Source organism: Rhodopseudomonas sp. P1, assembly GCF_039642825.1.
GTDB classification, from domain to species: Bacteria; Pseudomonadota; Alphaproteobacteria; order Rhizobiales; family Xanthobacteraceae; genus Rhodopseudomonas; species Rhodopseudomonas palustris_H.
In genome coordinates, this window is sequence record NZ_CP088006.1 from 1394341 (window position 1) to 1416146 (window position 21806).

The following is a 21806-nucleotide window of genomic DNA, read 5'->3' on the forward strand; positions in this document are numbered from 1 at the left end:
ATGAGCGCGCATGTCCGCACCAGCTACGCGCAAAGCGAGCAGCTGTTCCCGTCGAAGAATGCTGCGTTCTGGTACGCCGTCCTGGTCGCGGCGCTGATCGCCGCGCCTTATGTGCTGGAGTCCTATTATCTCAGCCAGCTGGTGTTCGTGCTGATCTACGCCATCGTCGGCATCGCCATGAACGTGCTGTCGGGGCAGGCTGGGCAGGTCTCGATCGGCCACGCCGCCTTTATGGCGATCGGCGCCTATACGGCGGCGGTCTGCGAAAAGCATGGCTTGCCGCTGCCGGTGTATCTGGTGCTGGCCGGCGGTTTCACCGGGCTAATCGGCTATCTGGTGGGGCTGCCGGCGCTACGGCTGCACGGCATCTACCTGGCAATCGCCACGCTGGCTTTTGCTTTCATCGTCGAGGAGATCGTCACCCGCTGGGAGAGCGTCACCAACGGCAACGAAGGCCTGATGCTCGGCGCACCGTCGCTGTTCGGCCTCAAGCTCGGCGGGCAGGGCTTCTATTATCTCTGCCTCGGCGTCACCGTGGTGGTAATCCTGGCCGCGATCAACATCCTGCGCTCGCCGACCGGCCGCGCCTTCCTGGCGATCCGCGACAGCGAGACTGCTGCGCGCAGCATGGGCATCGACACCGCGCGCTACAAGACCCGGGCGTTCGCCATCTCGGCCGGCTTCACCGGGCTCGCCGGTGTGCTGTACGCGCATAAGCTGTCGTTCATCAGCCCGGAAATGTTCAGCCTGTCGATGTCGATCGAATTCGTGATGATCATCATCATCGGCGGCGTGCTCAGCCTGCGCGGCGCGGTGTTCGGCGCGATCTTCATGATTATGGTCGATCCGATCCTGATCGTGGTGAAGGACAAGGTACCGCAACTGACCCTGGCGGCGATGCAGGGGATTGGCTTGTCGGATCAGCTCACTGACGCGATCCAGGCCGGAATCGTCCGCGTCGCCGGCGCGCCAGGGCTGAAGTCGCTGATCTTCGGTCTGATCATCATCCTGTTCATCATCTTTGAGCCGATGGGCCTCGATGGACGATGGGCGCGGGTGAAGTCGTACTTCCGGCAGTTCCCGCTGTATCGGCCGACAAGCGCGCGAGCCCAGCGGATGTTCCTGAAGTCGGAGCGTAACCGGTGAGCACGTTCTTCAAGGTCGACAAGCTCACCGTCAAGTTCGGCGGCCTCACCGCGGTCGACGACGTCTCGTTCGACATCGCCGAAGGCGAGGTGTTCACCATCATCGGGCCTAACGGCGCCGGCAAGACCACGCTGTTCAACCTGATCAGTCGGCTCTACACGCCCTATGCCGGCCACATCATCTTCCGCGACGAGGACGTCACGCGGCTGTCGGCGCAGCAGATCGCCGGCCGCGGCATTGCCCGCACCTTCCAGAACATCGAGCTGTTCGAGAGTGCTTCCACGCTCGACAATCTGCTGGTCGGCCGCCATCGCCATTCCACCACCTCCACTTGGCAGGACATCCTGCGTCTCAAGAAAGTCCGCGACGAGGAGATCGCGCATCGGCGGGCCGCCGAGGAGGTGATGGACGTGCTGCGCCTGCAGCGCTATCGCGACACACCGATCGGCAGTCTGCCTTACGGCGTGCGCAAGGTGATCGAGGTCGCCCGCGCGCTATGCGTCGGGCCGAAGCTGCTGCTGCTCGACGAGCCGTCGTCGGGCCTAAATGTCGAGGAGACCAACGCGATGGCGGAGTGGATCCTCGAGATCAACAGCCGGCTCGGCATCACCGTGCTGATGGTCGAGCACGACATGTCGCTGGTCAGCCGTGTCTCCGACCGCGTGCTGGCGCTGAACTACGGGCGGATGATGGCGCTCGGTACCTCCGACGAGGTGCAGAACCATCCCGACGTCGTCGCCGCCTATCTGGGAGCCTGATCGCATGAGCGCCCAGCCGATCCTGCGCCTTGCCAATATCGAAAGCTGCTACGGCCCGATCACCGCGATCCGCGGCATCACCCTCGATTTGATGCGCGGCCAGATCGTCACCGTGCTCGGCGCCAACGGCGCCGGCAAGACAAGCATCCTGAAGACGATCTCCGGCGTGCTCGATCCGCTGAAGGGCACGGTGGAGTTCGAAGGCCGCAAGATCCAGTCGATGGAGCCGGACAAGGTGGTGCGGCTCGGCATCAGCCACGTGCCGGAGGGGCGCGAGATCTTCCCGTTCCTCAGCGTCCGCGACAACCTCAAGATGGGCGCCTACATCCGCACCGATCAGCACGAGGTCGCCGCCGACATCGAGAAGGCGTTCAACTATTTCCCGGTGCTGCGCGAGCGCCAGGATCAGCTCGCCGGGCAGCTTTCCGGTGGCCAGCAGCAGATGCTGGCGATCAGCCGCGCGCTGATGGCGCGGCCTAAGGTCCTGCTGCTCGACGAACCGTCACTCGGCCTGTCGCCGCTGTTGGTCAAGGAGATCTTCGCGATCATCCGGCGACTCAATGCCGAAGAGGGCGTCTCGATCCTGCTGGTCGAGCAGAACGCGCGGATGGCGCTGGAGACCGCACACTATGGCTATGTGCTCGAGGTCGGCCGGGTGGTGAAGCACGACACCTGCACCAACCTGATGCAGTCGGATCAGATCCGGGAATTCTATCTCGGCCACGGACAGGGCGGACATGGCAAGCGGCACTGACACGACCACGCTGGCGGGCCGCGTCATCGCGGCGCTGCGCCAGCACGGCGATGCCCCGGTGCTGCGCTGGAAGCGCTACGGGCTGTGGCAGCCGGTCGGCGGCCGCCAGTTCGCGGACCGCATCGAGGCGATCGCCGCCGGCCTGTGCGCTCAAGGCGTCGGCCCCGGTTCGGTCGGCGCGGTGATCGGCGACAATTGTTACGAGTGGGTGCTGGCGGATCTCGCGATCGGCGCGGCCGGCGGTGTCTCAGCCGGGCTCGATCCGCATGGCGACGCCGATGATCTCGCGCGCGTGCTCGGCGACTGTAAGGCCAGCGTGTTGTTCGTCGCCGGCGACGACCAACTGCACAAAGCGCTCCGCGTCCGCGAACGCTGCCCCTCGCTCCGGCGCATCGTCGCGATGCATCAGCAGTGGGACGACGGCGCCGGTGATCCTTGCGTGATTCCGCTGTCGGCGCTCGAAGCGGCGGGACGGAACGGCGCCTCGGGAACGGCGGGCCGCGAGGCTGTGATTATCTACACCTCCGGCGGCACTGGCCCGGTTCGCGGCGCGATCCTCGGCCATGATGCGGTGATCGCGCAGGCCGAACGGGCGAAGCAGGTGCTCGGATTGCGTGCCAGCGACGAGCGGCTGTCGCTGACGCCGCTACACCACGTGCTGGAGCGCGTGATCGGCATCTACGCCTCGCTGCTCGCCGGCACGGTGATCAATTTTCCGGAAAGTCCAGACACGGCGTTGGCCGATCTTGCCGAACTACAGCCGACCATCGTGCAGGCCTCGCCGCAGCTATACGCCAGGCTGCACGCCGGCATCCTGCTGGCGATCGGCGAAACGACGAAGTTCCAGCGCTGGGCGTGCCGCATCGCGTTTGCCCATGGCGGCGACGGCTCGCCGCTGCGCATGATCACCGATCCCTTGGTGCTCGCACCGATCCGGCGGCGGCTCGGCCTTGGCCGCGCACGGTTGTGCCTATCGAGCGGGGCGGCGCTGCGGCCCGATGTTGCCGATTGGTTCGCCGCGCTTGGCCGGCCGCTGACGGACATCTATGGCCATGCTGAAGCCGGCGGCGCCGTGCGGATTGCCGATCATCACGCGATGGAGTGGAAGCTCGGCGACCATGACGAACTCTGGCTGCGCGGCGACGCACTGTTCCTCGGCTATGCGGGCGACACCACGCCTGTCCTACATCGCGACGGATGGTGGCACACCGGTGACATCGCCCGCCGTGAGAGCGCGGATCGTTACGCTATCGTCGGCCGGCTCGACGACGTGCTGCAGCGGGGCAGCGAACGCGTGCTACCGTTCGCCGCCGAGCAGGAGCTCAGCGCCTCGCCGTATATCGCCGACGCCTTCGTGCATCTCGACCGCGACGGCCGCGCGGTTGCGAAGGTGCTGCTCGATGGCGACCACGCGGTTCGCTACGCCCAGGATCGCGGCATTCCGTTCACGCATTTCCAGAGCCTGTGCCAGGCCGACGAAATCCGCGCGCTGGTGGGGTCGGCGATTGCCGACGTCAATCGCCGCCACGCCGCGATCCGGATCGAGCGCTTCACGCTGATCGAGCGGGCGCTGCGTCCGGGCGATGCCGAGCTGGCGCCATCGGGAACGCTGCGGCGGCATCTTTTGAAAGGTGATGACGACCTCGTGGAAGAGCGACGGTCGGCCGCTAGCGCGCATTAGCCATCAACCAACGAAACAACAAAGAGGGAGCGAAACCATGAAGTCCAGCACTCTGCCGATGCTCGCCGCTGCGGCGCTGATCGGCCTCGGCGCCCAGCCCGCCCTCGCGCAGTTCAAGACTCAAGGCGTCACGGACAGCGAGATCGTGATCGGCACCCATATGGATCTCAGCGGGCCGCTGAAGGCCTGGGGCGTGCCGGCCACCAACGGCATGAAGCTGGCGATCGCGCAGATCAACGACGCCGGCGGCATCAACGGCCGCAAGATCCGCCTCGTCAACGAGGACGACGGCTACGATCCGAAGAAGGCAGTGCTGATCACCCAGAAGCTGATCGAACTCGACAAGGTGTTCGCGATCGTATCGGCGATGGGCTCTGCGACGACGCTGGCGCCGATGCCGCTGGTGCAGTCGGCGGGCCTGCTGCACCTGTTTCCGATCACCGCCGCCGAGTTCACCTTCAAGATGGACCCCGCGAAGCCTGAAGACCGGCTGAAGTTCAACATGTTCAGCCCGTATTACGACACGATGCGGCTCGGCATCAAATACGTCATCGAAAACACTAAACCGAAGAAGCCCTGCATCGTCTATCAGGACGACGAGATGGGTAAGAATTTCACCGATGCCTACACCGACCAGCTCAAGGCGATGAACATCCCGAGCGCCACCATGGTGTCGTTCAAGCGCGGCGCCACCGACTTCAATTCCCAGGTCGCGCGGATGAAGGCCGACGGTTGTGACATGGTGGCGCTCGGATCGGTGGTGCGCGAGTCGGTCGGCATCACCACGGCGGCGCAGAAGCTCGGCTGGAAGCCGACCTTTGTGGTGTCATCGCCGAGCTACGTTCCAGATTTTCCGCAACTCGGCAAGGAAACCACCGAAGGCATCTATGGCGTCGGCCAGACCGAGATCTTCTATGCCGACACGGCCACCGGCGAGGTCAAGAAGTTCATCGAGGACTACAAGAAGATGTTCGGCATCGACGCCAACCAGCAGTCGACCGCCGGCTATAACGGCGTGATGGTGTTCGCGCACTTCGCCAAGAAGGCGGGCAAGACGCTCACCACCGAGTCGCTGATGACCGCGCTGGAATCCGGCGAGACCTTCGATGACATTTTCGGCGGCGCCCCGATCAGCTTCTCCAAGGACAACCACCTCGGCGTCTCGGCGGCGGTGATCGGCCAGATCAAGGACGGCCGCTGGACGACGATCGCCAAAAACCAGTCCTACAAGACCGAGAAATAATCTCGGCGCATCGCCTCAAACGCAAATGCCCGGCTCGCGCCGGGCATTTTTCTTTGGGGATTGGCAGATACCAATCGCTTTCCTCGTCATTGCGAAGAGCGAAGCGACGAAGCATCCAGCGTCGTGCACGCAGCTCTGGATTGCTTCGCTTCGCTAGCAACGACGACGGTTGTGGTTCCCTACAACCCGAGCACCAGCTTGCTGATGATGTCGCGCTGGATCTCGGAGGTGCCGCCGAAGATGGTGTAGGCGCGGCCGTTGAGATGGGTCGGCATCACGGCGAGTTCGTCTTCTGGAATCGCCGGCGGGGCGTTGAGGCGGTGCAGCGGACGGGTCGGTTCGACATAGAGGCCGTCGTTGCCGATCACGTCGACGGCGAGCCGGCTCACCGCCTGGTAGATCTCGCTGGTGCGCAGCTTCAGGATCGACGACACCGCGCCGGGGTTCTGGCCGTTCTGCAGCGCGGAGAGCACGCGCAGCTCCGTCATTTCCAGCGCGTCGATATCGACCTCGGCCTCCGACATCCGGATCGCGATGTCGGGATCTTCGATCGCCCGGCCGGTCGCTTCCGACTTGGCGAACGCCGCCGCCCGGTGCAGCGCCTTGCGCAGCTTTGCCGAGGCGATGCCCGAGCCGCGTTCGAATTCCAAGAGATACTTGCCGTAGGTCCAGCCCTTGCCTTCCTCGCCGACGAGGTTCGACGCTGGAATCCGGACGTCGTCGAAGAACACCTGGTTCACCTCGTGGTCGCCGCCGATCGTCAGGATCGGCCGGATGGTGATGCCGGGGCTCTTCATGTCGATCAGCACGAAGCTGATGCCGTCCTGCTGCCGCGGCTCGTCGCTGGTGCGCACCAGCGCGAACATCATGTTCGCGTTGTGCGCGTGGGTGGTCCAGATCTTGGTGCCGTTGATGATGTACTCGTCGCCGTCGCGGACCGCACGGGTCTTCAGCGACGACAGGTCCGAGCCCGAGCCGGGCTCCGAATAGCCCTGGCACCAATAATCCTCGCAGGACAGGATTCGCGGCAGGAAGTAGTTCTTCTGCTCCGGCGAGCCGAAGCCGATGATCACCGGCCCGACCATCTTGACGCCCATCGGCGTCGGCGTGGGCACGCCGGCATGGGCGCATTCGGTCTCGAAAATCCAGCGCTGCGCCGGCGTCCAGCCGGGGCCGCCATATTCGACCGGCCAGCCAGGTGCGCCCCAGCCCTTGGCGTTGAGGGCGCGCTGCCACGGCACGCCGGCCTCCGGCTCGGAGAACACCGAAGCGTTGAGTGATTCCGCCCGCTTCATGTCGGGCGTCAGATTGGCCGCGATGAAGTCGCGGACCTCTTGCTGAAAGGCGAGCTCGGCGTCGCCGAAGGTCATGTCCATGTCGATGCCTCGCTTGCGTTAGACCGGCCGGCCGCTGAGCGCGGCGTGGCGGCGATAATGGTGGGTACTGCCGCCGAACAGCGTCTCGAATGCCAAGAGGCGCTTGAAATAGGCGCCGACGTCGAGCTCCTCGGTGACGCCCATGCCGCCGTGAAGCTGCACCGACTGCTCGGCGACGAAGCGCGCACCTTTGCCGATCTTGGCCTTGGCGCCGGAACAGGCGCGGCCGCGGTCGGCAGCGTCCGCCTCGGCCTTCAGCGCGGCACGCAGCGCCATCGAACGGGCTTCATCGACCTGCACCGACATGTCGGTGAGACGATGCCGCACCACCTGATTGGCGGCGAGCGGACGGCCGAACTGCTTGCGAACCTTGGTATAGTCGAGCGTCTTGTCGGTCAGCGTCTGCATCATGCCGACCGCTTCGGCTGACATCGCGGCAAGGGCGCGATCGACCACCGCCTCGACCGCCGGATAGGCGTCGACATTGCCTCCGAGCATGGCATCGGCCGGCACCCGCACGCTTTGCAGCGTGATATTGCAGGCGCGACCGCCGCCGAGCCGCGGATAGTCCGCGAGCGTCAGCCCCGCCGCATCACGCGGCACCAGGAACAGCCGCAGCGAGCCGCTGCCGTTGTTGGCCAGCCGCGCCGAAACGATCAGCTGATCGGCCGATGCGCCGTCCAGCACCGCGACCTTGGCGCCGTCGAGCACGTAAGCGTTGCCGTCCTTGCGGGCCGTGGTATCGACACGCGACAGATCCGCACGCGCCGCGCGTTCGGCATGCGCGAAGGCGAGCCGCAGCGTGCCGTCCGCGACCTTCGGCAGCAGCGCCGCCTTCTGCTCGTCGCGGCCGTGTTCGGCGACGAGGCCGGCGCCGAGCACCACGGTCGACAGATACGGCTCGCTGACCAGGCCGCGTCCGAACGCTTCCATCAGGATGCCGACTTCGATTGCGCCGCCGCCGATGCCGCCATGGGCTTCCGGTAGCGGCAGCGCCAGCCAGCCGAGATCGGCGAACTGCTTCCAGATCGCTTCGCTGAAGCCATACGGCTCTTTGGCGTTCTGTTCGCGCAGCTTGGGCGTGTAGGTCTCGGCGATGAAGCGGTCGGCGCTTTCGCGCAGCAACCGCTGTTCGTCACTCGGCGTGAGATCCATCGCTTACACCTTCACCTGTTTACGCACCGACGGATGCAGTCCCGACGGATCGACGATCATTCCAAACTCCTGCAGATTGTGAGCGTGACAAAGCTGATGCAGCGCGAACGCCTGATCGATCGCGGCCGGCTGCCCCTGGATATCCACCGAGCGGTTGACCGCTTCCTTGGTCATCTTGAGCGCAAAGCTCGGCTTGGCGGCGATGCGCTTCGCAAGCGCCATGGTGAAGACGGATAGTTCGGCGGCGGGCACGACGTGATTGACCATGCCGAGCTGATGCGCCTCTTGCGCGCTCCAGCTATCGGCGGTGAACAAGAGCTCCTTGGCCTTACGCGGGCCGAGCTCCCAGGGATGCACGAACCATTCGACGCCGCACACGCCCATCGTCACCACCGGATCGCAGAACTCCGCATTGTCCGATGCGACGATCAGGTCGCAGGCCCAGGCCAGCATCAGCCCGCCGGCGATGCACTTGCCGTGCACCTCGGCGATCATCGGCTTGGCGAGATTACGCCAGCGCCGGGTGATCTGCAGATAGATCTCCTGCTCGCGCGCCATCCGTCCGTGCGCGCCAGGCTCGCGAAAGCCGCCCCAGGCGCCGACCGGCGGAAAGTCGATACCGGCTTCGTTCTTGGTGGTGGCGCGCAGATCGTGGCCGGCGGAGAAGTGCGGACCTGCGCCCGCCAGGATGATCACCTTGACGGTGTCGTCCTGCACCGCGTCGTCGAACGCGGCGTTGAGGTCGTAGGTCATCTGCAGATTCTGCGCGTTGCGCGCGTCGGGACGGTTCATCACGATTCGTGCGACCGCCGGATCCGGTCTCTCGACCAGGATCGTCTCGTAGGAGCTCATCCTTCCTCCCGTTTCTTGTTGTCTCGGCTTATGGCGCCGGTTGTGTTCCGTCGAGTGTGGCAGGTCGCGCGCGCGACTGCAAACGGCTTCTCTGCCGCATCTGCCGAGGAATTCCGTGCCGCGGAGCGCTGTCGTGACGACCGTCGGTGTGCGCCGGAAGTTCCGAAGACAGCCGCTTTGAGCCAGAACAAACCGCGTCCGCCGCGATTATGCGATGGCCGTCGGGCACGGGAGCGGAGGGGCCAGAATTGATTTCGGGCAGCCGGCGATCCATGCGATAGCTCGCGGCCCTGCGCCGAACGTCTTTGCCTGTCGAAAGTGGATGATGCCGCCGTTTCGCGTCCCGCCGATGATCCGCAATCTCGTCCGTGCCGGCGCGCTGGGTGCCGCGGCCGCGCTGCTGCTCGGCAGCGCCGCGCACGCCGCCGCCGACATCGCCAGTCTGCCGCACGACCTGTCACCGTGGGGCATGTTCAAAAACGCCGACATCGTGGTGAAGGTGGTGATGGCCGGCCTCGCGCTGGCGTCGCTGGCGACCTGGACGGTGTGGCTGTCGAAGACCGTCGAGCTGCGACGCGAAACCGCACGCGCCCGCGACGGCCTTGCCAAACTCGAAACCGATACGACTCTGGCCGAACTCGGCCGCAGCAGCGAGGGCGCGCATGACGCGGTCTCGCAACTGATTCAGACCGCCGCGCGCGAAGGCAGCCTGTCGGGCTGGACCTTCGATGCCGACTTCAAGGAGCGCGTCGCGCTGCGGCTCGAGCGCGTCGAGGCGGCGATGGCGCGCAAGATCGCCGGCGGCACCGGCATTCTTGCTACCATCGGCGCGGTGGCGCCGTTCGTCGGCCTGTTCGGCACGGTGTGGGGTATCATGAATGCCTTCATCGGCATTTCCGAAGCGCACACCACCAATCTGGCGGTGGTCGCGCCGGGCATTGCCGAGGCGCTGCTTGCCACCGCGCTCGGCCTTGTCGCCGCAGTGCCGGCGGTGGTGATCTACAACTACCTCGTCCGGGCCATTGCGGCGTATCGGGCGCTGCTCGGCGACGCCTCGGCGCAGGTGCTGCTGCTGGTCAGCCGTGATCGCGGTCGCTCGGCGCGGCAGATGCGGGCAGGGTGAGGCGATGGGCGTGCGGCTCGGCGGACGACGACTCGCGGCGGAGGACGACCTCGAGATCGCGCACGAGATCAACGTCACGCCGTTCATCGATGTGATGCTGGTGCTGCTGATCATCTTCATGGTCGCCGCACCGCTCGCCACCGTCGATATCGGCGTCGATCTACCGGCCTCGACCGCAGCGCCGCAGCCGCGCCCGGACAAGCCGGTGTATCTGTCGGTGCAGCCGGATCTGACGCTCGCGGTCGGGGAGACGATCGTGGCGCGTGACGCGCTCTCCTCCGCGCTGCAGAGCGCGACGGGCGGCAACAAGGACGAGCGGATCTTTGTGCGCGCCGACAAGGCGGTGGCTTACGGCGAGCTGATGGCGGTGATGAACCTGCTGCGCGACGCCGGCTATCTCAAGGTCGCGCTGGTCGGACTGGACGGCCGGGATCAGCCATGAACGACTACGTGCTGCACGAGACGCCCGGCCGCGGCCGCAGCCAATGGCTGCTGTCGGCGACCGCGATCGTCGTGGCACATTTCGGTCTGATCGCCGCAGCGGTTGCCTGGTATCAGCAGTCGCCGTCGCCTGGCGTGGTGATGCCGGCGATCCTGGTCGACATGGCGCCGAGCTCCGCGGCGCCCACGCTGCAGCCCCAGGATCTCGCGCCGGGACCCGAGATGCAGGAAGCGCCGAAGCCACAGGACGAGGCCAAACAGCCGCCGCCGGCACCGGCACCCGAAGCGCCGCAGCAGTTCGCGGCGCAGCAGCCTGAGCCCCCCGCGCCGGTGTTGCCGCAATCTGAGGTCGTGCTGCCGCAGCCGCCCGCTGCGGTCGAACCTGCCCGGCGCGACGACGCCAAGCCAAAGCGCGAGGAGGTCAGACGCGAACCGGCGAAGCGCGATGATACCAAGCGCGACGAGGCCAAGGCCAAGCCGCATGCGCATCCGCCGGCGCCGCGCACCACTGCGGCGCCGAAGGCCGAGCGTCAGGCGGCGCTCGCTGCCGCGGCGAACGCCGGGCAGGCTGCTGCCGCCGCGGCACTGCCGTCGTATCGCGATCGGCTGGCTGCGCATCTCGCCCGTTACAAGCAATATCCGACCGCGTCGCGAGCGGCGCGCGAGCAGGGCACGGCGATGCTGTCGTTCACCGTCGGCCGCGGCGGACAGGTGCTCGGCAGCCGGCTCGCCCGCACCTCGGGCTTTTCGGCGCTCGATGCCGAAACCATGGCGATGATCCGCCGCGCCCAGCCGCTGCCGCCGTTTCCGAGCGAGATCACCCAGTCGTCGCTGAGCTTCACCGTTCCGGTGCGATTTTCGCTGCAGTGAGTGAGCGCGCCGGCCGGCGTCACGCTTGCCCGTGCGCCGCCTTCACCGCGACCCGATCGACGGCCCCCTTGGCATCCTTCGGCAGCGCTTCGACGAAAACCACGTGCTTGGGCTTCTTGTAGCGCGCGATCAGCGAGGCGACGAATTCGGCGAGGGCATCGGCGGCGATGCTCTCGCCCGGCTTGCAGACACACACCGCCTTGATGGCTTCGCTCCATTGCGGATCGGGCACGCCGATCACAACCGCCTCGGCGATCGCCGGATGCTGCTTCAGCGCGCCTTCGACCTCGGCCGGATAGACGTTCTCGCCACCGGTCTTGATCAGCTCCTTCTCGGGAGCGCGGCCGGCGTAGAACAAGTAACCGTCGGCATCGAACCGGCCCATGTCGCCGGTGTGATGCCAGCCGTTGCGGAACGCGTGCTGGGTGGCGGCCGCGTTATTCCAATAGCCTTTGAACACCGTCGGGCCACGGAGCACGATCTCGCCGACTTCGCCCGGCGGCAGCGGCCGGTCCTCGGCGTCGACCACTGCGACGGTGCGCCAGAACAGCGGCCGCCCGGCGGATTTCGGCCGGTCGCGATACGGCGCGAACGTTGACAGGCCCGAGGTTTCGGACTGGCCGAACGTGGCCCAGAACGTCGCGTTGGGGCATGTGGCTTCGAACCGTTCGATGGTCTCCGGCGTGTCGAGTCCGGTCACCGCGCGCAGGCTGGCGAGTTGCCCCGGCTGCGCCTGATCGAGAATGTTGCCGAGCATCGGGGCGAACTCGGCCATCACCGTCACCTTGTGAGCTTCGATGTCGCGCGCCGCCTGCGCGGGGTCGAATTTCGCCGCGATCACGCTCGCGCCGCCGGCCTGTTGCAGCGTCAGCATCAGGCCGAGCCCGGTGACATGAAACAGCGGCAGCATGCCGAGATTGACGTCGGCTTCGCTCAGTCGCCAGGCGTCGACCAACGAGCTTTGCGCGATCAGGAGATTGCCTTGCGAGATCAACGCGCCGCGCGGCCGGCCGCCGACCGCAGCGGTGTGGATGATGACGAAGCCGTCGGCGGCACCGAACTCCGGCGCATTGAGCGGCGCGTCCGAGGCGAGATCCTTGAACGACGTGAACGGCCCGCCGGCGTCGCCGATCGCGTAGGCCTTCTTGACGCCGCCGAGCGACGGCAGCACCCCGGCAACGATGTCGCGATAATCGGTGCCGGCCACCACCACGCTGGGCGCGCCGTCGCCGAGCACGAACGCGATCTCGTCGGCATTCAATCGATAGTTCACTGGCAGCAGGATCGCGCCGATCAGCGCCACCGCGCCGATCAGTTCGACCATCTCGATGCAGTTCTGTGACAAGATCGCCACGCGGTCGCCGGGCTGCACGCCGTCGCGCAGCAGCCCGCTGGCCAGCCGCTCGGCCCGCGCCAGATAGTCGCGGTGGCTGAGGCGGACGCCGTCGACGACGAAGGCCGTGCGCTCCGGAAACAGCGCCGCGTTGCGGCGATAGACGTCGGCCAGCGTGAAGTCGTGAAGCGCCATCGTGTCCCCCCTATGCGCCCCGCGGCCAAAGGTGTGCGGCGGGTCCGGATTGCTGCGCCGCCGGTTCGCCGGCCGTTCGCGCCTCGCTTTGTAGCGAACATCGTCAGGTGGCGGAAAGCATGATCGCGCGTCCTCCACCTTACCCCGACCTCGCTACCGCTAAACACCGCATCGGGCGGCGGCCGACCGCTGAATCTCGGACTTGCAGGTGCCGGGCCGCTTCCGCTGTTGTTCCCGAATCCCCATTTGTATGAATGGATTGACGGCAAGGAACATAGCCGACCCGCCCGAGTTGGGGACGCGAGACAAGGATTGGAGGCATCTCATGGCCAACGACACACGCAGCCTGGAAGAGATTCGCCGCGACACCGAGCGCGCCCGGGCCGGCCTGACCGAGACCGTGGGCCAGCTGCGCGCCAGCGTCGCGGACACCGCTAATGAGGTGCGCGAGAAGTATTCGCCCGCGGCCATCAAGGCCGAGGTCGGCAGTTACATCAAGTCGCGCGGCGAAGAGATCGCCGACAACGTTCGCGACTCGATCCGCAACAATCCGGTGCAGGCGGTCGCGGTCGGCGCTACGCTGGCCTATCCGTTGTGGAAGGTGGCGCGTGCGATCCCGGCGCCGGTGCTGATGATCGGCGCCGGACTGTATCTCGCCGGGACCCGTTCCGGCACCGAGCTGACGCAGCGCGCATCCGACAAGGCGCGCGATCTTGCTGGTGACCTCGAGCGCCGCGCCCGCCAATTCTCCGCCGATGCCGCGGACACTGCCGTTGCGGCGCGCGAATACGCTGCCGGTGCGATCGATGCGGCGAGCGATGTGGTGACCACCCGGGCCGAACAATTCCGCCAGGCTGCCACCGCGACGGCTGCCGATCTCAAGCTCAAGGGCGATGACCTCAGCCGCAGCGTCGCGCATAGCGGCGACGATCTGCGCCGCCGCGCCACCGCCGCCGGTGAGGCATTTGCTGGGGAGGCTGATCAGCTCGCCGCACGCGGCGCTGGGCTCGCCAGTGTCGTTGCCGATACTGTGCGCGATGCTGCCGAGCAGGTCCGCGAGCGCGCCGGCGATGCGGCAACAAAGATGCGCGAGACTCTGCACGACACCCGCGACGCCGGCATGGATGCGGCGGCGCGGCTGCGCGACCAGGCGACTGATTTCAGCAACCGGGCGACCAAGACCGCAAAGCAGACGCTGACAGACCATCCGCTGCTGGTGGCTGGCGCCGGGCTGCTGATCGGCGGGCTCATCGCCAGCGCATTCCCGCGTGTCCGCGCCGGCGGCAAGCGTGTCGGTCGGCAGGTTGGCGAGCGCGCCAAGGATGCGATGACGCGCGGTATGGAGAAGGGCCGGGCCGCCTATGAAGGCACCGCGCGGGAAGCCGAACAGCAAGGATTGACCGGCGAGGACATCACCGAGAATGTTCGCGATCTCGGCCAGCGCGTTCGCAAGGTTGCCGAGGCGGCCGCTGCATCATTCGAAGCGCCGTCGCCCTCGCAGAACAAACATTGATCGGAGACATCGGACATGGCTGAGCAGATCGTCAAGACTCCTGGCTCGACTGGCAATGCCAATGGCGGTCGCCAGCAGCCGCCGAAATCAGCAAAGAAGGATCCGCAGGACATGGCCGGAGAAATGGGAAGCGGCGGCGAGCCGGAGCGGGATCTGAAGGAGCGGATCGTCGGCCTCGCCAGCGAGTCCGCGGAAGCCGCTCGCGCTAAGGCCGAGGAGTTCGCCGAGACCGCGCGGGACTTCGCAGCCGAAGCCGGCGAATCGCTCAAGCGTCGCGCATACGAGGAGAAGCAGGCCGGCGCCGACTATGTCGCCAATATCGCGGATGCCATCCGCCGCGCCTCGCGCGAGTTCGACAACGATCTGCCGATCGCCGGCGTGTACATGCGCAAGGCAGCCTCCAAGGTCGAAGACATCTCCGACACCGTGCAGCGCGGCGATTTATCTGACCTGATCCATGGGGTGCAGGATTTTGCCCGCCGGCAGCCGACTGTGTTTCTCGGTCTGGCGGTGCTTGCCGGCTTCGGCGCGGTCCGCTTCCTGAAGAGCTCGAGCGGCGGACGTGACAGCCGCGTCGTCGATGCCGAGCCCAACCGGAGCTTCGATGATGACCGCGCCGAATAACAACCGTTCGATTCCGGACCTGTTCGGCGACGCTTTCACGCAGTTCGCCAAGCTGATCAGCAACGAGTTCGAGCTGGCACGGGCGGAAATGTCCGACAAGCTTGGCCAAGTCGGCCGCGCCGCCGCCATGATCGGCGCCGGCGCCGTGATCTTGATTCCGGGGTTGGTGGTGCTGCTGATGGCCGCTGCCGCGGCGCTGGTCGAGCACGGTTTTTCCAGCTCGGTCGCGTATCTGATCGTCGGCGGCTGCACCACCGGCATCGCGGCGGCGCTGATCGGCTTCGGCGCCAACCGGTTGTCGCCCGAAACGTTGAAACCTGAAATGACCATCGAACAAATGCAACGCGACAAGGAAGCGGCCGGGGAGATGATCCGATGACTAAGAAGGATGGCTTGCCTTTGATCGGCGATCTTGGCGATGCGATGCGCCGCAACCCCGTCTCGACCGCACTGATCGGCATGGGGCTGCTGTGGCTGTTCACCGGCGATCGGGCCAAGGCCAGCGCCGAGCGGATCGTGCGGCGCAGCGGGCTCGACCGCGTGCCTGACGTCGCGTCGGACGCAATGGGCCGCGTCGGCGAACGCTTTGCCGACGTCGGGGAGAAACTCTCGGATGTGCGCGACAGTGCAGCGAGTGTCGCCAGCGAGACGGCACGGATGGCGCGGGAACGCGGGGCCGAGGCGCTCGATCGGGCGGCCGAGTTTGGACGTGCGATTCCTGAGACCGGCGCCGGTCTTTTCGACAGCGCCAAGAGCACACTCGGCGACCTGTTCAACGAACAGCCGCTGTTGCTTGGCGCAATCGGCGTTGCGATCGGCGCTGGCATCGCCGCGTCGCTGCCGGCGACTGAGACCGAGCGCGAACTGTTCGGCGACACCAGCGATGAAGTGATGGCGCAGGCGCGCGACTACGCGCGGCAGCAGGCTGCACGAGCCAGCGAGATGGCGCGTGATGTCGCCGGCGCTGCCGCTGAGGAAGCCCGCCGCCAGGGGCTGACGCCGGAAGCCGCGATGGCAGCGGTTCGCGAGGTCGGCGAGAAGGCCAAGCGCGTCGCCGAAGCAGCTGAAGACAACGTCCGGCTGGAGTGATGGCGATGGCCGACGACAAAGCGCCTGACGATCGCCCCGGCGACGCAATGAAGAGCGGCACGCGCGAGCCTTGGAAAAAGCCGGGGCAAAGCTCGCAAGTCGATGACCAAAACCCGCCCGACAAGCCGGATCTGGAGCGTTGGCAAGAGTCCAATACGCACTAATCCTAGTCTATCAATCCAAGTCTCATCCTGAAGCATCCGACATGAACGCGGAGCCGAGCCTCGCTGTGCGCCGACGATGGCGCGCGACTCCTAGGAGCGCCCCGGCAGAGCCGCGTCCTGACTTCACCTCCCCATGGCAGGTGCTGCGCGCCGAGTGGAAGCCGATCGCGCTCGGCACTTACCGGCGGATCGGCGATGACCGGCTGCCGTTGGTCGCCGCCGGAGTGGTGTTCTACTGGCTGCTTGCGCTTTTTCCCGCCATCACAGCTCTCGTGTCGTCCTACGCGCTGTTCACCGACGGGGGGACGATCCGCGGCCACCTCGCGCAGCTCGCCGCAGTCGTCCCCACCGGCACCTACTCGGTGATCGAGGATCAGGTCGGTCGGGTGCTGGCGAACGGCCAGACCAAGCTCGGATTCGCCTTTCTGGTCAGCCTGTCGCTGGCGCTATGGAGCGCCAATGGCGGCGTCAAGGCGATCATCGACGCGCTGAATGCAGTGTACGACGTCGACGAGCAGCGCGGCTTCTTCAAGCTCAATGGGTTCTCGCTGCTGTTCACGCTCGGCGCGCTTGGCGCGGTGCTGGCCGCCATTGGCCTCGTGATCGCGGCGCCGATCGTGCTGGCGCGGATCGGGCTCGGCAGCCTGGTTGCGGTGGTGGTCGATGTCGGGCGCTGGCCGGTGCTGGCGGCGTTGACCTTCGGTGGCCTCGGCCTTTTGTATCGCACCGCGGCTGACCGCGCGGCGCCGCCGTGGCGCTGGGTGGTGCCCGGCAGCGCAGTCGCGACGCTGAGCTGGCTCGCCGGCTCGGCTGCGCTGTCCTACTACTTGGCCAATTTCGCCGACTACAACGCGACCTATGGCTCACTCGGCGCCGCGATCGGCCTGATGATCTGGATGTGGATGACCGCGATCGTGGTGCTGGCCGGCGGTGAACTCAATGCCGAGATCGAAGCCCGCGCCGGCCGGCTCGGACGCACCGAGCTAAGCAGTTAGTCTCGCCGGCTCGCATTGGTGGCGATCGCCGCCGCCGCGGTGCGATTTTCGACGCCGAGCTTGGCATAGATCTGCTCGAGGTGCTTGTCGACGGTGCGCGGACTGAGCCCCAGGATCTGCGCGATGTCGCGGTTGGTCTTGCCCTTGCTCAGCCATGCCAGCACTTCGCTTTCCCGGCTGGTGAGGCCGAATTCGGCGGAGAACTGCGCCGGCGCTTCGGTCGCAGTGTCTCGGCCCAGCCGCAGCAGGAATTCGTTGGGGCCGAGCTTGCCCATATATTGCAGCCGCAGCTCGTCGTTGCGCAGCATCGAGGATTTCATCGGCATCTTCGGCTGGGCGAGTCCGGTGTGCACCTGCTCCAGCCATTCGAGCCACGGCTTCGGCAGATCGAGCCGCAGGCCGTCCTCCGGCGCGCCGTCGGCGGCGAGCAGTTTCTGGGCCTGCGGCGTCGCCCACAGCACCTTGCCGAGCCGATCGACCGCGAGCAGGAAACGTCCTGAAACATCCAGTGCTGCGCGCGCGCTCTGGCTGACGCGGGCGTTGTTCAGATGCACGCGGATTCGCGCCAGCATCTCGACGATCGCGATCGGCTTGGTGACGTAATCGACGCCGCCGGCTTCCAGGCCGCGCACGATGTGCTCGGACTCCGACAGTCCGGTCATGAAGATCACCGGCACGTCGGACAGACCGGGACTGCGCTTCAGCCTTCGGCAGGTCTCGAAGCCGTCCATGCCGGGCATCACCGCGTCGAGCAGAATGATGTCCGGCGTAATCTGTTCGACGATCCGCATCGCCGCGGCGCCGTCGAGCGCGACCATCACGGTCATGCCGGCGCCGTCGAGCGCGTCGGTCAGCATCCGCAGCGTCTCGGGAGAGTCATCGACAACCAGAGCGATATCGCGCTTTTTCAAATCATTGTTCATGGCGATACAGCGTGTTGAGCGTCTTCATGTAAGAATCGAGGTCGAACTGCTCCACCATCGTTCGCATCTGCGACACGAACGCCCAAGTCTCGGGATAATCGGTGTGGATCTGATCGAGCTTGGATTCGATTCCGCGGATGTAGCCGATCTTGCCGAGCTCGATCAATTCCTCGACGTGCTGCATCGGCGGATGTTGAATCTCGGTGGCATTCTGTGCCGCGGCGCTCGCCTCGCCCTTGTAGATCCAGTCGATCTTGAGCAACTGGCCGATCAGTTCGAGTAGTCGCGGAATGTCGACCGGCTTCATGAGATAGGCGTCGTGAAACGGCTGCGACAGCAGCGTGCCGTGCGCCTCCAGCGCACTCGCGGACAGCATCAGAATGCGCGCGTTATGATGGCCGTGGGTTCGCAGCGTTTCGGCCACGGTCCAGCCGTCCATCCCGGGCATCGAGATGTCGAGCAGGAAAAGGTCGGGCTGGCAGTGCTCGGCGAGGTCGATACAGGAATAACCGTCGGTCGCCACCAGCACGATGAAGCCGAGCGGCGCCAGCGTGTCCTGCAGTAGGCCGCGCTGCGCCGGATCGTCGTCGGTCACCAGGATGGTTTTGCGGGCGCCGTGATAGCCAAGCACCGGGGCGCGGATCGAGCGGGTGCGGGTCGGATTGGTGACCTCGGACAGCAGCAGCTTGACCCGGAAGGTCGATCCTTTGCCAGGCGTCGAGGTGACAGTAAGGTCGCCGCCCATCACGCCGGCGAGCAGCTTGCTGATGGTGAGGCCGAGGCCGGTGCCGGTGTGTGGCTGCGCGGCACCGAGCGCGCCGCGCTCGAACGGCGCGAAGATGCGCTCCAGATCATCCGCATGAATGCCTGGGCCGGTGTCGCGCACTTCGAGTTCGGCCACCGGGTTGCGATAGTGCACGATGAAGTGGACGCTACCTTCCTGGGTAAACTTGATGGCATTCGATAGCAGGTTGATCAGCACCTGACGTAGCCGCTTCTCGTCGGCATAGACCATCGGCGGCAGATATTGCGGCCGCTTGAACACGAACTCGATGTCCTTGGCGGCGGCCTGCAGCCGGAACATGCCGACGAGTTGATCCAGGAATTCGCCGAACCGCACCTCGTCGCGCGACAGATACAGCCGTCCGGCCTCGATCTTGGAAATATCCAGCAGGCCGTCGATCAGCCCGGACAGATGATCGGCGCTGCGCCGCATCAGCCGGATCTGGTCCCGCGGCCGCGGCGGCAGGGTGTTGTCCTGCTCCAAGAGCTGCGCGTAGCCGCTGATGGCGTTGAGCGGCGACCGCAGCTCGTGGCTGAGGCCGACGACGTAGCGGCTCTTGGCGAGGTTGGCGGACTCGGCCGCTTCCTTGGCGCGCTGCAGCTCGGCGTCGGTCTGGCGGTGAGCGTCGATCTCCTGCATCAGCAGCTGGGTTTGTCGCCGCGTCTCGGCCTCGGCCGCCTGTCGGCTCAGCCGCGCCAGCACGAACAGCCAGCTCACCACGCCGACGATGATGGTGAGCGCGAAGAACAGCTTCCACAGAATCTCGGCGAGCTCGATCTGCTGCGTTTCGTTGGCGGTCGCGACCTGTAGATAGATCAGGAACAGCGACAGCCCGATCAACCCGATCGAGACCGCGAACACGGTCAGATAGTGTCCGACCTGCGAGTTCAGCAGCGCGTAAGCCCGCTGCGGCAGCATCTTGCCGAGCGCATCGGTGAACTGGGCGTCGATCCGCGCGTGCGGCTTGCACAGGTCATGGCAGCGGGCATCGAGCGAGCAGCACAGCGAGCAGATCGGCCCCGCATAGGCCGGGCAGGACGCCATATCCTCCGCTTCGAACGAGTGCTCGCAGATACAGCACTTGATCGACTCGACGCCCTGCCAAGCCCGCTTCGGCTTGCGCGCGATGTAGAACCGGCCGCCGGTGACGAAGGCGATCATCGGCGCGGTGACGAACGCAACCACCAGCGCCACGAACGGCGCCAGCGCCTTCGCGGTCGGGCCGAACACGCCATAGAACGCGCTGATCGACACCACGGTCGCGATCGTCATCGAGCCGACGCCGACCGGATTGATGTCGTAGAGGTGCGCGCGCTTGAACTCCATGTGCTTCGGCCGCAGCCCGAGCGGCCGGTTAACGACCAGATCGGACACCAGGGCGCCGACCCAGGCGATCGCGACGTTGGAGTAGAGCGCGAGCGTGTGCTCCAGAGCCTTATAGACGCCGATCTCCATCAAGAGCAGCGCCACCAGCACGTTGAACACCAGCCAGACGACGCGGCCGGGATGGCTGTGGGTCAACCGCGAGAAGAAGTTCGACCAGGCGATCGAGCCCGCATAGGCGTTGGTGACGTTGATCTTGATCTGCGACAGGATCACGAACGCGCCGGTCAGCGCCAGCACCAGGCCGGGTTGCTCCAGCACGGTGCGGAACGCCTCGAGATACATGTGCGCCGGCTCGGCCGCCTGATCCGGCGGCGCGCCGCGGCTGAGCGCGAAATAGGCCAGGAACGATCCGGCCAGCAGCTTCAGCGCGCCGGGCACGATCCAACCCGGGCCAGCGCTGATCATCGCCACCCACCAAGCGCCCCGCGAGGCCCGGCGATCGCGGGGCAGGAAGCGCAGGAAGTCCACCTGTTCGCCGATCTGCGCCACCAGCGCGAACACCACCGAGGCTGCGGTGCCGAACAGCAGCAGATCGAGCTTGCCATCCGGGCTGCCTTGCTCGCCGGCAAAGCGTGTCCAGGCGGCGAACGACTCCGGGCTCTTCACTGCGATCGCGACGAACGGGAGGATGTGCAGCAGAATCCAGAACGGCTGGGTCCAAAGCTGGAACCGGCTGATCAGCGTGATGCCATAGGTCACCACCGGGATGATCACCACCGCGCTGAAGAAGTAGCCGATCGGCAGCGGCAGGCCGAAGCACAGTTCCAACGCGTTGGCGAGGATCACCGCCTCGATCGCGAAGAACAGGAAGGTGAACGAGGCATAGATAAGCGACGTGACCGTCGAGCCGATGTAGCCGAAGCCGGCGCCGCGCGTCAGCAGGTCGATATCGACGCCGCCTTTGGCCGCGTGGTACGCGATCGGCAAGCCGCAGCAGAAGATGATCACGCTGACCACCAGGATCGCCGCGGTGGCGTTGGTGACGCCGTAGTTCAGCGTGATGGTGCCGCCGATGGCTTCCAGGGCCAGGAACGAAATCGCGCCGAGCGCGGTGTTGGCGACGCGGGCTGCCGACCAACGGCGTGAACTCTTGGCCGTAAAGCGAAGCGCGTAGTCTTCGAGGGTCTGGTTGGCGACCCACTGATTGTACTGGCGCCGAACGCGATCTATGCGCTGCCGCCCCGCCACGCGCTTCTCCTCATGTTTGCTCGACACTAGCGCCGATCCGCCGGCGACGTTGCCGGTTTTGCCGTCACGGCGCGCGTAATTTGTCGGCCTCACGCTCGTTGTTACGGCACTGGGACCGAAGATCCCGCCGCCTGAAAAACCTACGTCGCGATCTTGCGATGCAACATACGTGATCTTGCGTATCGGTCCAGCCGCCGAATTCGTCGATCGTTT

At 66.1% G+C, this 21806-nt stretch carries 20 protein-coding genes; 14 read left to right on the forward strand and 6 right to left on the reverse strand.

Annotation, left to right across the window (positions count from 1 at the left end; all coding sequences use genetic code 11):
- Genes LRC39_RS06555 through LRC39_RS06575 form a run of 5 tightly spaced genes read left to right on the forward strand, consistent with a single transcriptional unit; the run spans position 1 to position 5582 of the window.
- Positions 1-1146: a branched-chain amino acid ABC transporter permease gene (locus tag LRC39_RS06555; RefSeq protein WP_346296716.1), complete on the forward strand. Its 1146-nt coding sequence runs from the start codon at positions 1-3 to the stop codon at positions 1144-1146.
- Positions 1143-1904 (forward strand): ABC transporter ATP-binding protein, encoded by a 762-nt coding sequence (locus tag LRC39_RS06560; RefSeq protein WP_264054568.1) that lies wholly within the window; start codon positions 1143-1145, stop codon positions 1902-1904. The genes LRC39_RS06555 and LRC39_RS06560 overlap by 4 nt, the downstream gene beginning before the upstream one ends.
- 4 nt (positions 1905-1908) lie before the next feature.
- Positions 1909-2658 (forward strand): ABC transporter ATP-binding protein, encoded by a 750-nt coding sequence (locus LRC39_RS06565; protein WP_346296717.1) that lies wholly within the window; start codon positions 1909-1911, stop codon positions 2656-2658.
- Positions 2642-4339: an AMP-binding protein gene (locus LRC39_RS06570; RefSeq protein WP_346296718.1), complete on the forward strand. Its 1698-nt coding sequence runs from the start codon at positions 2642-2644 to the stop codon at positions 4337-4339. Before LRC39_RS06565 ends, LRC39_RS06570 begins: the two co-directional genes overlap by 17 nt.
- A 37-nt stretch (positions 4340-4376) precedes the next feature.
- Positions 4377-5582 (forward strand): ABC transporter substrate-binding protein, encoded by a 1206-nt coding sequence (locus tag LRC39_RS06575; RefSeq protein ID WP_107354573.1) that lies wholly within the window; start codon positions 4377-4379, stop codon positions 5580-5582.
- Between the two features lie 179 nt (positions 5583-5761).
- On the opposite strand, the gene LRC39_RS06580 is transcribed toward LRC39_RS06575, so the two are convergent.
- The 3 genes from LRC39_RS06580 to LRC39_RS06590 are packed head-to-tail and all read right to left on the reverse strand — an operon-like array spanning position 5762 to position 8965.
- Positions 5762-6958: an acyl-CoA dehydrogenase family protein gene (locus tag LRC39_RS06580; protein ID WP_346296719.1), complete on the reverse strand. Its 1197-nt coding sequence runs from the start codon at positions 6956-6958 to the stop codon at positions 5762-5764.
- An 18-nt stretch (positions 6959-6976) separates the two neighbouring features.
- Complete coding sequence (locus tag LRC39_RS06585) at positions 6977-8113, reverse strand: acyl-CoA dehydrogenase family protein (RefSeq protein ID WP_346296720.1); 1137 nt, start codon at positions 8111-8113, stop codon at positions 6977-6979.
- A gap of 3 nt (positions 8114-8116) precedes the next feature.
- Positions 8117-8965: an enoyl-CoA hydratase gene (locus tag LRC39_RS06590; RefSeq protein WP_346296721.1), complete on the reverse strand. Its 849-nt coding sequence runs from the start codon at positions 8963-8965 to the stop codon at positions 8117-8119.
- Positions 8966-9287: 322 nt separating this feature from the next.
- Here LRC39_RS06590 and exbB point away from each other — a divergent pair, with 322 nt between their 5' ends.
- Genes exbB through LRC39_RS06605 form a run of 3 tightly spaced genes read left to right on the forward strand, consistent with a single transcriptional unit; the run spans position 9288 to position 11399 of the window.
- On the forward strand, positions 9288-10088 hold the full coding sequence (gene exbB, locus LRC39_RS06595; RefSeq protein WP_346296722.1) for a tonB-system energizer ExbB: 801 nt from the start codon (positions 9288-9290) through the stop codon (positions 10086-10088).
- A gap of 4 nt (positions 10089-10092) precedes the next feature.
- A complete protein-coding gene (gene exbD, locus LRC39_RS06600) occupies positions 10093-10530 on the forward strand; it encodes a TonB system transport protein ExbD (RefSeq protein WP_107354577.1) in 438 nt (145 codons plus the stop codon).
- Positions 10527-11399 carry an energy transducer TonB family protein gene (locus LRC39_RS06605; RefSeq protein ID WP_346296723.1) on the forward strand — a complete coding sequence of 291 codons (873 nt, stop codon included), beginning with the start codon at positions 10527-10529 and terminating at the stop codon, positions 11397-11399. The genes exbD and LRC39_RS06605 overlap by 4 nt, the downstream gene beginning before the upstream one ends.
- 19 nt (positions 11400-11418) lie before the next feature.
- On the opposite strand, the gene LRC39_RS06610 is transcribed toward LRC39_RS06605, so the two are convergent.
- Entirely contained in the window at positions 11419-12927 is a 1509-nt protein-coding gene (locus LRC39_RS06610) for an AMP-binding protein (protein ID WP_346296724.1), read from the reverse strand.
- Between the two features lie 325 nt (positions 12928-13252).
- Here LRC39_RS06610 and LRC39_RS06615 point away from each other — a divergent pair, with 325 nt between their 5' ends.
- The 6 genes from LRC39_RS06615 to LRC39_RS06640 are packed head-to-tail and all read left to right on the forward strand — an operon-like array spanning position 13253 to position 17312.
- Positions 13253-14440 (forward strand): hypothetical protein, encoded by a 1188-nt coding sequence (locus LRC39_RS06615; RefSeq protein ID WP_346296725.1) that lies wholly within the window; start codon positions 13253-13255, stop codon positions 14438-14440.
- Positions 14441-14455: 15 nt separating this feature from the next.
- Complete coding sequence (locus LRC39_RS06620) at positions 14456-15064, forward strand: hypothetical protein (RefSeq protein WP_107343394.1); 609 nt, start codon at positions 14456-14458, stop codon at positions 15062-15064.
- The gene (locus LRC39_RS06625; RefSeq protein ID WP_346296726.1) at positions 15048-15443 is read left to right on the forward strand and encodes a phage holin family protein; all 396 of its coding nucleotides are present in this window, start codon (positions 15048-15050) and stop codon (positions 15441-15443) included. Before LRC39_RS06620 ends, LRC39_RS06625 begins: the two co-directional genes overlap by 17 nt.
- Entirely contained in the window at positions 15440-16153 is a 714-nt protein-coding gene (locus tag LRC39_RS06630; protein WP_346296727.1) for a hypothetical protein, read from the forward strand. Before LRC39_RS06625 ends, LRC39_RS06630 begins: the two co-directional genes overlap by 4 nt.
- 5 nt (positions 16154-16158) lie before the next feature.
- Positions 16159-16317 (forward strand): hypothetical protein, encoded by a 159-nt coding sequence (locus LRC39_RS06635; protein ID WP_159059317.1) that lies wholly within the window; start codon positions 16159-16161, stop codon positions 16315-16317.
- 41 nt (positions 16318-16358) lie between these two features.
- Positions 16359-17312 (forward strand): YihY/virulence factor BrkB family protein, encoded by a 954-nt coding sequence (locus tag LRC39_RS06640; RefSeq protein ID WP_346296728.1) that lies wholly within the window; start codon positions 16359-16361, stop codon positions 17310-17312.
- On the opposite strand, the gene LRC39_RS06645 is transcribed toward LRC39_RS06640, so the two are convergent.
- Positions 17309-18235 carry a response regulator transcription factor gene (locus tag LRC39_RS06645; RefSeq protein WP_107354584.1) on the reverse strand — a complete coding sequence of 309 codons (927 nt, stop codon included), beginning with the start codon at positions 18233-18235 and terminating at the stop codon, positions 17309-17311. The two genes, LRC39_RS06640 and LRC39_RS06645, sit on opposite strands and share 4 nt — an antisense overlap.
- A complete protein-coding gene (locus tag LRC39_RS06650; protein WP_164634341.1) occupies positions 18225-21593 on the reverse strand; it encodes a hybrid sensor histidine kinase/response regulator in 3369 nt (1122 codons plus the stop codon). Before LRC39_RS06650 ends, LRC39_RS06645 begins: the two co-directional genes overlap by 11 nt.
- Between the last annotated feature and the right edge of the window lie 213 nt (positions 21594-21806).